The organism is Paenibacillus ilasis (genome assembly GCF_043195395.1).
Classification (GTDB): domain Bacteria; phylum Bacillota; class Bacilli; order Paenibacillales; family Paenibacillaceae; genus Paenibacillus_AQ; species Paenibacillus_AQ lautus.
In genome coordinates this window covers 831,971-846,781 of sequence record NZ_JBHDJG010000001.1, presented here as the reverse complement: position 1 = coordinate 846,781, position 14,811 = coordinate 831,971, and the positions used below count along the sequence as shown (strand labels likewise).

Annotated in this window: 10 protein-coding genes; 4 read left to right on the top strand and 6 right to left on the bottom strand. The window is 52.5% G+C overall.

Translation table 11 applies throughout. The features are described 5' to 3' along the window. Nucleotides 1-3 precede the first annotated feature (3 nt). The 6 genes from ACETK5_RS04125 to ACETK5_RS04100 form a co-directional block, all read right to left on the bottom strand. Entirely contained in the window at nucleotides 4-1,284 is a 1,281-nt protein-coding gene (locus ACETK5_RS04125; RefSeq protein ID WP_100538582.1) for a TRAP transporter large permease, read from the bottom strand. Further along, a complete protein-coding gene (locus ACETK5_RS04120; protein WP_100538583.1) occupies nucleotides 1,284-1,784 on the bottom strand; it encodes a TRAP transporter small permease in 501 nt (166 codons plus the stop codon). The genes ACETK5_RS04125 and ACETK5_RS04120 overlap by 1 nt, the downstream gene beginning before the upstream one ends. A gap of 30 nt (nucleotides 1,785-1,814) precedes the next feature. Then, entirely contained in the window at nucleotides 1,815-2,801 is a 987-nt protein-coding gene (locus ACETK5_RS04115; RefSeq protein ID WP_100538584.1) for a TRAP transporter substrate-binding protein, read from the bottom strand. Nucleotides 2,802-2,876: 75 nt separating this feature from the next. Beyond that, complete coding sequence (locus ACETK5_RS04110) at nucleotides 2,877-3,902, bottom strand: zinc-dependent alcohol dehydrogenase (RefSeq protein WP_127591653.1); 1,026 nt, start codon at nucleotides 3,900-3,902, stop codon at nucleotides 2,877-2,879. 54 nt (nucleotides 3,903-3,956) lie between these two features. After that, nucleotides 3,957-4,613 (bottom strand): GntR family transcriptional regulator, encoded by a 657-nt coding sequence (locus ACETK5_RS04105; RefSeq protein ID WP_100538586.1) that lies wholly within the window; start codon nucleotides 4,611-4,613, stop codon nucleotides 3,957-3,959. Between the two features lie 35 nt (nucleotides 4,614-4,648). Continuing rightward, nucleotides 4,649-6,037, bottom strand: a complete 1,389-nt coding sequence (locus ACETK5_RS04100; protein WP_394054338.1) for a four-carbon acid sugar kinase family protein — start codon at nucleotides 6,035-6,037, stop codon at nucleotides 4,649-4,651. 241 nt (nucleotides 6,038-6,278) lie between these two features. Here ACETK5_RS04100 and ACETK5_RS04095 point away from each other — a divergent pair, with 241 nt between their 5' ends. From ACETK5_RS04095 to ACETK5_RS04080, 4 genes are all read left to right on the top strand, one after another. Then, nucleotides 6,279-7,472 (top strand): oxalate decarboxylase family bicupin, encoded by a 1,194-nt coding sequence (locus ACETK5_RS04095; protein WP_394054337.1) that lies wholly within the window; start codon nucleotides 6,279-6,281, stop codon nucleotides 7,470-7,472. Nucleotides 7,473-7,662: 190 nt separating this feature from the next. Further along, nucleotides 7,663-8,115, top strand: a complete 453-nt coding sequence (locus tag ACETK5_RS04090) for a MarR family winged helix-turn-helix transcriptional regulator (RefSeq protein WP_100538589.1) — start codon at nucleotides 7,663-7,665, stop codon at nucleotides 8,113-8,115. Beyond that, a complete protein-coding gene (locus ACETK5_RS04085) occupies nucleotides 8,112-11,282 on the top strand; it encodes an MMPL family transporter (RefSeq protein WP_394054336.1) in 3,171 nt (1,056 codons plus the stop codon). The genes ACETK5_RS04090 and ACETK5_RS04085 overlap by 4 nt, the downstream gene beginning before the upstream one ends. 331 nt (nucleotides 11,283-11,613) lie before the next feature. After that, a complete protein-coding gene (locus ACETK5_RS04080; protein WP_394054335.1) occupies nucleotides 11,614-14,673 on the top strand; it encodes a hybrid sensor histidine kinase/response regulator in 3,060 nt (1,019 codons plus the stop codon). Nucleotides 14,674-14,811: the final 138 nt, after the last annotated feature.

The following is a 14,811-nucleotide window of genomic DNA, read 5'->3' as shown; positions in this document are numbered from 1 at the left end:
CTGCTATTTACCGCCTAACAAGTTCGGCAGGAACATCGACAATTGCGGAAGATACGTGATCAGCAACAGGTCAATGATCAACACAATATAGAACGGCACCATCCCCTTTGTGATCTGATCCAGTCGGATCTTCGCGATCTGGGCCGATATGAACAGATTGATGCCGAGCGGCGGCGTGCACATCCCGATTGCCAGGTTGACGATCATAATGATACCGAAATGCGTCGGGTCAATCCCGAATTCAGCTGCTACCGGCGCCAGCAGAGGGGCCAGGATGATGATCGACGCATTGGATTCCATGAACATGCCCACGATGAGCAGGAACACGTTGACCAGCAGCAGGAACACAATCGGATTATCGGATATGTTCACGAAGAAACCTGCAACCGCCTGCGGAATTCCTTCACGCGTCATGATCCAGCTGAACAACCCGGCGCTTGCAATGATGAACATGATCACGGATGTTGTTATCGTGGATTGCGTCAGAATGTTAATCAGCTTGGAGAATTTAATCTCTTTATATACGAATACGCCGACAATGAATGCGTACGCTACGGCAACGCCGGCAGCCTCGGTCGGCGTAAAGATACCGCCGTAAATTCCGCCAAGAATAATGATCGGCATCAGGACGGCCCAGAAGGATTCCTTAAAGGCCTGCCATACTTCTGTCGGCGTCTTTCTCTTCTCGCGAGCATAGCCTTTTCGTTTCGCAATAATATAAACGGCAATCATAAGCGATAAACCAATCATAATTCCCGGAATGAGACCCGCCATAAACAGATCGCCGATGGAAGTTTCGGCAGCTACCCCGTATAGAATCAACGGAATGCTCGGCGGAATGATAACCCCCAACTCACCGGACGTCGCTTGAAGGGCACCCGTAAAGTTCTTGTGATACCCCCGGGAGATCATGGCCGGAATCAGGATACTGCCCAGCGCCGCGGTTGCCGCGGCGGAAGAACCCGATATAGCGGCAAAAAACATCGAGGTTACAATCGTTACAAGTCCGAGTCCGCCAGGCAAATGGCCTGTAAGCGCATTCGCCAGGTTCACCAGTCGTCTTGAAATCCCGCCAAATTCCATCAAGGTACCCGCGAACACGAAGAACGGAATCGCCATGAGCGGGAATGAATCCGTTGACGTGAACGAGCGCTGTACGAGTACAAGGAGCGGCGTGCCGCCTTCCCACCAGATCGCTACCGCCGACGCCATCCCCATCGATACGGCAATTGGGACACTGATGGCGAAGAAAAGGATCAGACATCCGAATAGTACGATAGGCATTATAATCCTTCCTCCTTCGCTGGCGGTATGGTATCGGAAACGATCGTTTCCAGAATGACCGCTACCGCATTCATGATGAGCAGCACCGCTCCAATCGGAATAGCTGCATAAGGAACCGACATGCTAAGCCCCATCGCTGCTGACGATTGTACGGAGACCCGGCCCAGAATATCGATGCCCTGGACCAGCAAAAGAACGAAAAACACGATGCATATCGCCATGACGGTGATTCGAATCACCTTTCGGTTGACTTCACTCACCAGCTCCGGCAGCAGCTCGATCGCTACCAGCCGATGATGGCGCAGCGCCAGCGAGGAACCCAGGAATACAAGGTAAACCATCAAGTATCTGGCAAGCTCTTCGGACCAGTGAAGCGGATATCCGACAATCCGGTATATAATCTGCATGATAATCAGGATGGACATGACACCCAGGATCATGGCCACTGCGATGCCCACGAGTTTGTTGAGCGTATCGATCGCTTTTAATGTCTGCCGCATGGCTTATCCCCCCTCTTGAAGAAAAAATAGTTATGGCGTGTTGATGATTTTGTCGTACAGCTCTCTTCCGTACATGTTGGCAAAGCGTTCATGCACCGATTTGGCTGCCGCCTCGAACGGTCCCTTATCCACTTCCACAAACTCCGTACCGAATTCCTTAAGCTCATTGATGATCTGCTCTTCTTGTTCAAAGACCAGCTGATTCTCGTATTCCGTCGCTTCCTTGGCCGCTTCTTCAATAGCCTGCCGCTGAGACTCATTCAAGCGTTGATACGTCACTTCGCTCATCGCGAGCATCACGTAACCGTATACATGATCGGTCATCATCATATATTTCTGCACTTCCTGAATCTTGGAGCTGGCCGTAAAAGCAACCGGATTCTCCTGCGCGTCAATAACCCCGGTTTGCAGCGATGAATAGACTTCGCCAAAGGCCATCGGCGTCGGCGTCGCGCCCATCGCTTCCCAAGCCGCAATGGAAGCCGGAATTTCCGGCACGCGGATTTTCAAACCGCGCAGATCGCTTGGCGTTTCAATCTTCTTGTTGGCGGTCAGCTCGCGCGGGGTTCTCATCCAGAACTCCAGACCGCGGACCTCGGCATTGTCGAGCAAGCTCTGCTTCAGTTCATCGCCGACATCCCCATAGAGCACATTCTCCAAATGCTGCTTGTCCCGGAACAAATACGGCAGCTCCAAGATGGCATAAGGACTGTAGAAATTCGATAACACGCCCGCCGGCAGCGCAAAATCCACCGATCCGATCTGCATCCCTTCGATCAGGTCACGGTCATTCCCGAGCATCGAGCTGGCATACACCTCTACCTCGATCTCGCCGCCCGTTTTTTCCTTCACCAATTCCGCAAATTTGAGCGCGCCCAGATGCCACGGATCGGATTCGCCCGTAATATGACCGAGCCTCAGCTTCATCGGGCCCTCATCCGTATTCGGCTTCGTCATAAATAAAGCGCTTACAATGAGCAGTGCAGCCACCATGACAACTGCGAGTCTTTTCCACATTTGTCGTTCCCCCAATCTGATATGAAGTTCCTGCAGCCTCCGCCGCTAGAAGCAGAAGCTGCGGGGAAATGTTGATTATGAAAAGGTGACGATGACCTTCAGGGACGAATCTTCCTTCTTGTCTACCAGGCGGAACCCTTCCGCTGCATCTTCATAAGACAGTCGGTGGGATATGACGGCTTTGACGTCCACCGCTCCGCTGGCTAATAAATCGATGGCCGATATGGTATCCTCGCGCGTATACGTCATGCAGCCCACGATTTCCTTCTCGGTTTGCTGCAGATTCACGATATCGAAGGTTTGCGTGCCATGGAACATCGCTATCGTTACGCAGCGGCCGCCTTTGCGAAGCAAGGCAAGGGCATCATCCACGATCCCGGGAACCCCGGCTGCAATCAGCACCTTATCAAATTCGCCATCGATTTCCGACTTGGCTTCCTCGGTCCAACGTTCCTTGCCGCGGATGTTTAAGGTGTGAGTAGCCCCCATCTCCTTCGCCGATTCAAGCGCATAATCCATGACGTCCGTCACCATGAGCGTTGTAGCGCCGGCAGCCTTCGCAGCCGTCATGGCGAGCAGCCCGATCGGTCCGGCACCGAGAATGGCGACCTTGTCTCCGACTTCGATCCCGGCTTTGCGTACCGCATGGACCCCTACCGCGAAGGGCTCAACCAGCACGCCCAGCTCATGGTCCAGCTGATCCGGCAGTTTGAAGACGCATGCTTCCGGCGCCGCAAAATACTCCGCCATCGAACCGTACCAGCCCTTCAGGCCCGGTGCTCCCCGCTCCGCGCAGTAATTCGTTCTACCCGTCAGGCAGTAATCGCATTTGCCGCAGCCGACCTGGGGCTCCACGGTTACCCGATCGCCGATCCGGAAGGATGTGACGTCCTTGCCCACCTTCACGATTTCGCCGGACACTTCGTGGCCGATAATGACAGGCGGCTTCCGAAACAGGTGCAGTCCTTTGTAGGTATGAATATCCGAGCCGCAAATGCCGGCTGCTTTTACCTGGATCAGCACCTCACCTGCCCCGATCTCCGGTATGTCCACGTCTTTAACGACAACTTTGTACGCATCCTCCACATATACAGCCTTCATTGTCTCTCCCCCTTGATGTAATTCAAAATCGCGGTGTGATCCCGTATCTCTCTGTTATATAAATAGCGCTTGCTTTGATTCCTGCAGATGCTTGCGCATCACGTCGGCGCTGCTCTCCTTGCCGGTTTTCAAGGCTTCATAGATCTTCCAGTGATCCTCCAGGAACTTCTCCATCCGGTGCGGATCCTTCCGCAGATGCCGCCGGGTGATTCGCTGAAGATGATCATGGTAGTTCAGCAGCACCCGGTGGATTTCCTGATTGCCCGTGCACTCGCATATGATCAGGTGGAAATCATGGTCGGCCTGGGCGAAATTCTTGACGTCGAGCCGGCTGACGATATCGGCAGTTTCGGCTAAATTGCTCTCCAGCTCCTGCTCCTGCTCCGGCGTCAGTCTGGATTCGACCTGCTGGCAGTTGAACGTCTCCAGCGCGATCCGAAGATCGTAGATATCCACGATCCGGTTCACGGATAAATCATTGATGATAATGCCCTGCTTCGAGGAGACCGTGACAAAGCCCTCAGCTTCCAGCCGCGTCAACGCTGCTTTAATCGGCGTCTTGCTCATCCCCAGCAGCTCAATCAATTCCCGCTCGGACAAGAATCGTCCCGGCTCAAACTTCTCGTTCAGAATGCTTTCCTTGATTTCATTGTAGGCCACGTCTTTTAACAGAAGAGAAGAAGTGGTCCCTTTGCTTTTATCCATCATCATTCGTTGATTCTCCTATCTTGGCTATTGATCCCGTGCTATTGATCCGGTTCAGGGAATCCGGCATCCCGTACTTTGATAAAATAATCCGGCGATCCCAGCTGCCCGCCCTTGAGGGCTAATTCCAGACCGTCAAGGCCGGCGTCATCCGAATATACCCTGCACAGCGGAGCCCCGGGGGACACGTCCCATATCATCTCCAGCCCGTAGGCGCCCATTTCGCTGGTGACAAAACCGGAGGTATCTCCTCCAGCGACGACAATCCGGCGGAGCCTGGCTTGATCCATGACCCGCTTCGTTAACTTCCCGAGGCTTCTGCCGATAAACTCGCCCGCTTCGGCTCCGATCAGTCCCATGGCCTTCAGCCGCGTTCGCGTCTCACCGATCGCTTCATCCTCCGGGCCAAGCGCCGTATAGAGCACCACGCTTTGTCCCTCGGCGAGAATGTCTACAGCTTGCTGAACAAGTTCCGACTGGGCAGTATCATGGGTATCCTCGATCACGTCTGGCGTAATGCGAATGCCGCGGAACCCTGCAGCTATCGCCCGCTCAATCTGAAGCCGACTGACCGGCGAGGCACTCCCGGACACCACCAGAATCGTATCGGTAGGCCGGACCGGCGCTTTGGCCGTGCTATCCTCCAGCGAAGGGGAAGCAAGTCCAAGCTCATCCCAATGGGCGGCCAAGGCGTATTCGACGCCGGACGAACCGACAACGAATGCCCCCGCCCCTTCCGGCTTGTCCTGAATCAGCTGCCCGCAACGCTTGAGCCTGTCCTCATCCAGCGCATCGAACAGCAGAATTCCCGGCTTCTCTCCCAGTTTATCACGATAACGGCCAAGAACCGCATCCTGGTCTCCATCCAATTCGACAATATCCATCAAAGAAATCGTATCGGCCGTCTGCGCCGCCAGATGAAGACGCAGATCCGCCTCATGCATCGGCGTGGAAGGATGCTGCGACATGACGGGATGCCGGTCCAAGCGGTACACCGTATCCTGCATTTTCGCAAAATGCTGGCCGAACAGCGTATAGCGTCCTAAGCGGGGGGCTCCGACCAGCAGCGGAACCGTAACCTGATCGGGAAAATAGTTTCTTGCCACCCCGATTGCGCGGCCGATACTGCCAACCTCCGGTGAAGAATCGAAGGTGGAGCATGTCTTATAGTGAACGAGCGGCGCACCGCTCATGGACAGCTTCTCAAACACCGGCCGGAGCTCGGTCTCCATATCCTCCGGGGATTTGGCTCTGCTGGTACCCGCTACCCCTATGCAGCGCAGGCCTACAAACTTCTTAAGCCGATCAAGCGAAGGAGCTTCCAAAAACAGCACCGTGCGGTAACCGCTTCGGGCCAGCGCCTCCATCGCATCCGTCGAGCCCGTGAAATCATCGCCATAGAAAGCAAGCAGCAGCTCATTGTGGTTCATGCGTGTCCCTCCTGAATCTATGATAGATCTATCATAGATCTATTTGAGACTTATTGTATGTGCAGCGCTTTCAAATGTCAACTGTCTTATCGATTTGAAGTGAGATATGTCATTGCGAAACCCGCCATGGAATGACCTCGCATTCCTCAACATATTAGCCAAGCGCTGGCTCATAAACTTAATGGATAGCAGTTTAACCGGATAGGTTACGTAAAAACCATATGGAGGGAGATGCAGATTGATGGAGGATCAGAACCGGAACAGAGGAACTCATGACCGCATACCACAGCCGATACGCAGCGACGGAGCAGGCGGGCCGGACTATGGCCCTCGGGATGTGATGAGGGATATCGAGAATCCCGACATGCTTGTGCCACCGGCCACGGATGCGGGCTTGATGCCCAATCTGAAAATGTCGTTCTCCGACACGCATATGCAGTTGAATCATGGCGGCTGGTCGCGGGAGATTACCGTACGGGACCTGCCGATTGCTACCACGTTGGCGGGCGTCAATATGAGCCTCACGCCCGGCGGCGTTCGGGAGCTTCATTGGCATCAGCAGGCCGAGTGGGCCTATATGATCTGGGGCAGTGCAAGAATTACGGCAATGGATGCAAGCGGTAGAAATTTCATCGCGGATGTGGGGCCCGGCGATCTGTGGTATTTTCCTGCCGGTCTCCCCCACTCGATCCAGGGACTCGAGGAAGGCTGTGAATTCCTGCTGGTTTTTGACGACGGCCACTTCTCGGACCTGAACACCTTATCGATCTCCGACTGGTTTGCCCATACGCCCAAGGATGTGCTGTCCGCCAACTTCGGCGTTCCGGAGAACGCTTTTGACCTTATCCCGAAGGAACAGGTTTATATTTTTCAGGATCAGGTGCCAGGTTCGCTTGAAAGCCAGGAGGTCCAATCCCCTTACGGAACAGTGCCGCTGAGTTTCAAGCACCGGCTGCTGGCGCAAGAACCGATCATAACCCCTGGCGGAAGCGTAAGAATCGTGGATTCCAGCAATTTTCCGATCTCCAAAACCGTTGCAGCCGCGCTCGTTGAGATCAAACCGGGCGCCATGAGGGAGCTTCATTGGCATCCCAATCAGGATGAATGGCAGTATTACCTGGCCGGACAAGGACGCATGACCGTGTTTGCCGGCAATGGATCGGCGCGGACCTTTGATTACAGAGCCGGTGATGTGGGATATGTCCCCTTTGCCTTCGGCCACTACATACAGAACACGGGCACCGAATCCTTATGGTTTCTGGAAATGTTCAGAAGCGACCGGTTCGAGGATGTTTCCTTGAATCAATGGATGGCCTTGACCCCTCGGGACCTGGTCCAGGATAACCTGAGAGTCGGAACCGAAGTCACCGATGCTTTGCGCAAGGAAAAGTGGCCTGTCGTGAAATATCCGGGATATTCGTATTACCCGAGGTAAGTTCTAGCCTCCCCCTTTGATCGAGGACATTGCCTGTTCGATTAAACGTCATGCAGACCGGCCAAGAGGATTTTATTCCAAGGCCGTCTGCCTTTTCCGTCATACGGACATTTGACTTTTCTTTACTCCTGCCATATAGTTCATTAATGAAACTATTTCATACGTGAACTATTCGAAAGGAGAACTATTGTTGAACGACAAGGCAAAGCAATGGATCGACCGATATGTGGATGTCTACCTGCTGGTCACTCGGCGGATTAACGCCCAGATTCGGGAACATCTCGGTGAAGATCTGACCAATGACCAGTTTCAGGTTGTGCGCATCATCAACAGCATGGATCACTGTACTTCATCCCATCTGGCGGAAACGCTTGCCGTCGGCAAGAGCTCGATTACCGCTATCGTCAATCGTCTCGTGGATGCCGGCATTATTGACAGAACCCGGGACGAAGCAGATCGCAGGCTGGTTTATCTGACTTTAACGGAATACGGACATACGATTTTTGAATCTGCCCAGGAGCAGATGAGGGAGATCATCTCCCCTTACCTGCAGCATTTTGAAGAAAAAGATATCGAAATGTTTATCTCGATGTTCGAGAAACTGGGGCAATTGATGTTGGAATCAGGGGGGAGAAAGAATTGAAAGCCATACTGAAAGCAAGATGGGCCATTATCGTGCTGTGGCTGGCAGCCGCAGTCGTGCTGTTTTTGTTCGCGCCATCCATGTCGGACTTGGTGCGGGAGAAAGGGCAATTATCCGTACCGGACGGTTACACCTCTTCACGCGCTGCTGAAATTCTCAAGGAAGCCTCCGGCGGCGAGGGCGGGGAAACCCTGCACCAGGTTGCGCTCGTCTTCAATAAACCCGATGGGTTAAGCGAAACGGATAAGGAGAGCATACGGGAGGGCGTTCAAGCTTTAAATGACAATAAAGAAAGCCTCCATATCGATTCCATCAATGAACCGTTCACGCAAACGGAGCTGGAAGACACACTGATTGCCAAAGACGGCAAGACCATCATGGTCGCGCTTCAGGTCAGCGGAGGCCAGGAAGCGGTGAAAGAGCTGCCCGAGAAGGTCGATCAGGTGCTCGAAGGCGTTCAAGCGGATCATTACCTGACAAGCGAAGGACTCATAAATGAAGATACCATCGTCAGCTCGGAGGAAGGCCTGAAGAAAACGGAATATATTACAGTCGTCTTTATTCTCCTCATACTATTCGTTGTATTCCGTTCCTTCGTCGCACCGTTCGTGCCGCTGTTGACCGTAGGGCTCAGTTATATCGTGTCGCAGTCGGTTGTCTCTTTTCTCGTGGACCAGTTCAACTTCCCGATATCGACCTTTACCCAGATCTTTATGGTGGCCGTCATGTTCGGGATCGGGACCGACTACTGCATCCTGCTGATCAGCCGGTTTAAGGAAGAACTCACCACGTCGGAGGATACCAAGACGGCGATCATCGAGACTTACCGAAAAGCCGGCGGCACCGTGCTTTATTCCGGGCTTGCCGTATTTGTCGGCTTTGCAGCTATCGGGTTATCCAAATTCATTCTGTACAAATCCGCGGTTGCGGTTGCGATCGGCATCGCCGTTATGCTTCTTGCATTGGTTACAGTCGTGCCGTTCTTCATGGCGGTCCTTGGGAAGAAACTCTTCTGGCCGTCACGCGGCAAGCTGGAGCATAGCGAAAATAAGCTTTGGGGAGCGGCAGGTTCCTTCTCTCTTAAGCGTCCTTGGGCTGCGCTGCTTGTCGTAGCTGTTATCGTGGCCCCTTTCCTGGCTACGTACAGCGGCAAGCTGTCGTTTAACAGCCTGGAGGAAATCGGGCCAAGTTACGCTTCGGTTAAGGGCTTTAACATTATTTCGGACAGCTTCGGTCCCGGACAATCGCTGCCATCCACCATCGTGATCAAGAACGATGACCGGATGGATACGGCGGAATACATGGGACTCGCGGAAAAAATCAGCCGTGAAGTGGAAAAGGTGGATGGCGTGTCCAGCGTACGCGGGCTCTCCCGTCCAACCGGTGAGCAAATCAACGATTTCCTCATTCCAACTCAAGTCAAAACGTTAAATGAAGGATTGGGAGAGTCCAAAGACGGACTGACCCAGATTCAGAATGGACTATCCGAAGCAGGCAAGCAGCTCAGCGAGAATACGCCGAAGCTGAATGAAGCCGCAGCGGGAGCCAAAGAGCTGACTAAGGGAACCGCCGACCTCAAGGACGGCATCACGGAGCTTGGCCAAGGCCTCAGCGCCATTCAAAAAGGAATCCAGAGCGGCAGCGCAGGTGCAGGCGAACTCAAAACCGGACTTGCGCAGGCTGCGAAAAGCGCGAAAGAGTTAGCTGCAGCCCATGCCCAGCTTCTCCAAGGTTATAAACAGCTTGATACCGGATTAACAGCTCTTGACGGCGGCGTTGCCGGACTTAAAGAGCAGCTGGGCGGCGTTGCGGCCGCACTGAGCGGACTTGAAGGCTCCTTCACGGGATTGGAGAGCAGCCATCCGGAACTCGTTCAGGATACCGACTACCAAACCATTAAAGGTACCGTTACCCAAACGGCCGCAGGCACAGCCGAGCTGGCAGCAGGGTTAGGACAAATCTCCGAGCAGCTTAAAGGTGCGTCATCCGGCTTATCGGAAGCCAACGCCGGCTACGCTAAGGCAGCCGCCGGGCAAACGGCGCTTGCCGACGGTCTTCAGCAGCTCGTGGCCGGTATCGCCGAGCTTCAATCCGGCCTTTCGCAGGCAGCTAACGGGCAAGGACAGATCGTGAGCCAAATTCCTTCCATTACGGGCGGTCTGGACCAGCTGCAGGGCGGCCAAAAGCAGCTTGCCGACGGCTTTGGCGACCTAACCGGCCAGATCGGAGAGCTGACGGAAGGACTGAATTCCAGTGCGGACGGATTGAAACAAATTTCGGACGGACTGCATTCCGCTCAGGATTATCTGCAGCAGATCCAGGACGTTCAGGATGAAGAGCTCAGCGGGTTCTTCATTCCGCATGAAGCCCTTGAGAATGAAGAATTCCAGACGGTATTCGATACCTATCTCAGCGATGACCGCAAAGTGATGACGCTGGATGTGGTTCTGGCAACCAATCCGTACAGCGAAGAAGCGCTGGGCAGCGTCGAACAGATACAAGCGGCGGTGGATCGCGCAGTAAACGACACGAAATTGGAGAACGCCGAGGTTGCCATCAGCGGCATTACCAGCACGAACAACGATTTGCAGAACATATCGAATGAAGATTACTCGCGAACCGTAATTCTCATGCTGAGCGGAATCTTCATTATCCTGGTCGTGCTGCTGCGCTCCATCGTGATGCCGATCTATCTGATTGTCTCACTGCTCATCACGTACTTTACGGCTGTCGGCGTTACGGAGATGATCTTCGTTCACGGCTTCGGGTATTCCGGCATCACCTGGGCTACTCCGTTCTTCAGCTTTGTCATGCTGATCGCGCTTGGAGTGGATTATAGCATCTTCCTAATGGCGCGCTTCAACGAAAACAAGTCCTGGAATGTTCAGGATGCCATTCTGCATGCCATGCGCAACATGGGTACGGTCATCCTGTCTGCGGTGGTCATCCTTGGCGGTACCTTTGCGGCGATGTACCCGTCCGGCGTACTGTCCATGATGCAGATCGCCACGGTTGTCCTGGTTGGACTTGTGCTCTATGCACTCCTGTTCCTGCCATTCTTCGTACCGGTGATGGTCCGTATCTTTGGCCGGGCCAACTGGTGGCCGTTCACTCCCAAGGAGCAGGACGCAAAGGGCAGTCCATCCGGGCATGACGTAGAAATGTAGCCATTATAAAGAATGACCCAAATCTAATCATGATCACAATAACCGCCTTTTTCCTGATTCATGACAGGTAAAAGGCGGTTATTGTCTACCCGATTTCATTAAAGGTAACGGAACGCTTGTCCGTCATTACTTGGGGCTACTACCAAAGAGCCGAACGGATGCTTTTTGTAGGGGAATGCTATACGATCGTCACATTTTCTCGTATATTAAGAAGAAGAATTCTCAAATTTAAACATACAAAATCTAAAAGGAAACGTGAACCGTGCCGACACGATCTGCAAACCCTACCTTTCGCTTTCTAAATAAAAAGATGCTTCAGTATATACTGGCAATGACTGTTTTTCTGTCCGTGCTCCTCAGCATTCGATGGTATTGGATCGAGGCCTTCGTTCCTCCCCACCACCCGAAAGCCTCCCAAGGGGTCCTCGATTTGCGCACCTGGGACCTCATTCATTCCAAGTCCATAACATTGGACGGGGAATGGGAGTTCTATCCGGACGTGCTCGCCACAAAACAGGACCTGGACCATACTCATCCGCAGCATCGCTATGTGCAGGTTCCGGGAAATTGGCGGAGTCAAACGAAATCCGGGTCCGCCTATGGTACCGGAACCTATCGGCTTCGCATTCTGGTCGATCAACCCTTAACCGCTCCCCTATCGTTCTGGATCCAACAGATTCAGGCTTCGACCAGCGTGGAGATAAACGGCCTTAAGGTAGGGGAGATGGGCAGGACCGGAGAAGACGGCAAAGACACCTATTCACCGGCTCGAAGTCCCTTCGTTGTCGATTATATGCCCGCTCCCGCTGATCAAGAAATTGACTTGATCATTCGAGTTACCAACTTTGAGAATCCGTTCGCCGGCGGAATTGTAAAGTCCATCAAACTGGGATCGCATGAAGCTATCGGCGAAGAACGCGGACTTTCCATCGATTTTCAGCTCATTACATTCGTCGTGCTCATCCTTCACGGTTTGTATTCCTGTATCCTCTATATATTCAATCCGCGGGAATGGAAGCTTCTTGATTTTTTTCTGCTGCTTCTCACCGCATCCGTCACGATTGTAGTGTCAGATGACGATTTACTGCTGAAATGGCTGCCCATCAATTACGCTTGGGATCTTAAAATCTCCATCTTATCTTATTCTTGGCTATCTTTTTTCATATTGAAAATGGCCAGGAGCTTCACCTTAAAGACCCGTAATCGGTGGTTTACCGGTTATGGCATTTGCTTGCTCTTATATTCAGGATTTATTGCAATCGCACCTGCTTCGCTTATTTTCTGGACGGTGGAATTTAAAGTTTTTAGCATTTATTATTTATTGCCGATCACCATCTCGATTTATATGTTCGGGAGAATGGTGGCTGCCAGCCGGGATGACGCGATCTTTCTGCTCCTGGCAGCCAGCGGCATTTTCTCCAGCGTGATCTGGGGAGCGCTCATTAGATATCAGGAACTTCCAACCGTATACTACCCCGTGGATGTCATCGCGGCCATCATCGGTTTCTCAGCCTATTGGTTTAAGCGTTATTTCCGCAACGCCGATAAAATCGGCAAGCTTAACCTCCAATTGCAGAAAGCGGACAAAATGAAAGACCGGTTTCTGGCCCAAACGTCACATGAACTGCGTACGCCGCTGCACGGGATCATGAATATTGCCCAAAGCGTGTCCGACAGGGAACAGCATAATATGGACAATCGAAGTGCAGAGGATATGAAGCTCCTCATTAAGGTTGGGCGCCAGATGTCGCATTTGCTGAATGATCTACTGGACGCCGTAAGGCTGAGGGAAAAGCGAATCGTATTGCATGCCCAGCCGCTGTCCCTTCCCTCTATCGTAAATGGCGTTATCGATATCTTGAAGTATTTGGTCGAAGGAAAAGCCGTGCAGCTAAAAATGAATATCGACACATCCGAAGCCCTCCCTCTCGTTATGGCCGATGAAAAAAGGCTTGTGCAAATCCTCATGAATGTACTGCATAATGCGATAAAGCATACCGAGGAAGGAATCATTGCCGTAACGGCCAACGCCAAGAACGGGCACATGATCATTGAGGTAACGGATACGGGAACGGGAATGGATCAGGAAACACAGCAGCGGGTATTTCTGCCCTACGAACAAGGCGATCCCGGATACGGCGACACCAACGGCATAGGTTTGGGCCTTAGCATCAGCAGAGAATTGGTCGAGCTTCATGGCGGCTGGATGACGGTTCACTCCGAAATCGGAAGGGGTTCAACGTTTACCTTCACGCTTCCTTTGGCTGATTCGACTGACGTAGAGATGTCCCCCGATATATCGGCCGTTCGGTTCGAGGCCTATGAAGAAATGGCGGCAAGCCGGAACGACCTGAATGACCAGCCGCTCCAAACCGCAGAAGTCCCGTCAGCGGAAGAGCAGTTGAACATCCTAGCCGTTGACGATAACCTTGTAAATTTGCGAGTGCTTGCGAGTATATTGATGTCTGAACCTTACCACCTGCAATTAACAACTTCGGCGGGAGAAGCGCTGGAATTACTCGGAACGAAACCATGGGATTTGGTAATCGCAGATGTCATGATGCCGCAGATTTCCGGTTACGAGCTGACAAGGAAGATAAGAGAACGTTATTCCTCTTCCGAACTCCCTGTGCTTCTGCTGACGGCACGCAGCGAGCCCTCCGACATGTATGCGGGATTTCGGGCGGGTGCCAACGATTATGTCACGAAACCGGTGGATCCGATGGAGCTTAAATACCGCATCCAGTCGTTGATTACGCTGAAGCAGTCCGTGAACGAGCGTCTTCGTATGGAGGCCGCCTATCTGCAAGCGCAAATTCACCCGCATTTTTTGTTCAACACCTTGAATTCAATCCACGCTTTGAGTGAAATTGATGTGGAACGAATGCGAAAACTTAATGAGGCTTTTAGTTCATACCTGCAAATCAGCTTTCAATATCAAAACTCCGGCAAATTTGTCTCACTATCGGAAGAACTCGAACTTGTACGCGCATATTTGTATGTTGAGAAGGAGCGACATGGCAACAGGCTCCAGGTCAGATGGAACGTGGATCAGAATATGAACCTCCTGCTTCCTCCCTTAACGATTCAGCCTCTGGTCGAGAATGCGGTACAGCACGGTATTATGCAAATAGCCAAGGGCGGAACCGTACAAATTCGTATTGAACGTCAGCAATTTTCCACGCTGATTGTGGTCAAGGATGACGGCATGGGAATGAGCAGAGAAAAAGTACAGGAGTTGCTGGATGCTCCGCGAGAGGACAAAAGAGGAATCGGCCTCTACAACACGAATCGCAGGTTGATTCAGACGTATGGGAGCGGTCTTACCATTCAAAGCGAGGTCCATGAAGGGACAAGCGTGTCTTTTGTCATCCCGGATTCGGAGGAATAGCGTCTCTTAACAGAAAAAGGAGGGCATCCCGCCAGATCTAAGATCTTTGGGACACCCTCCCTTTTTTTTAAACATACTTGCGAATTCGATTGCCGAGTGCGGCTTTTTCCTTCTGCCATTAACTTATTACTCATCGCC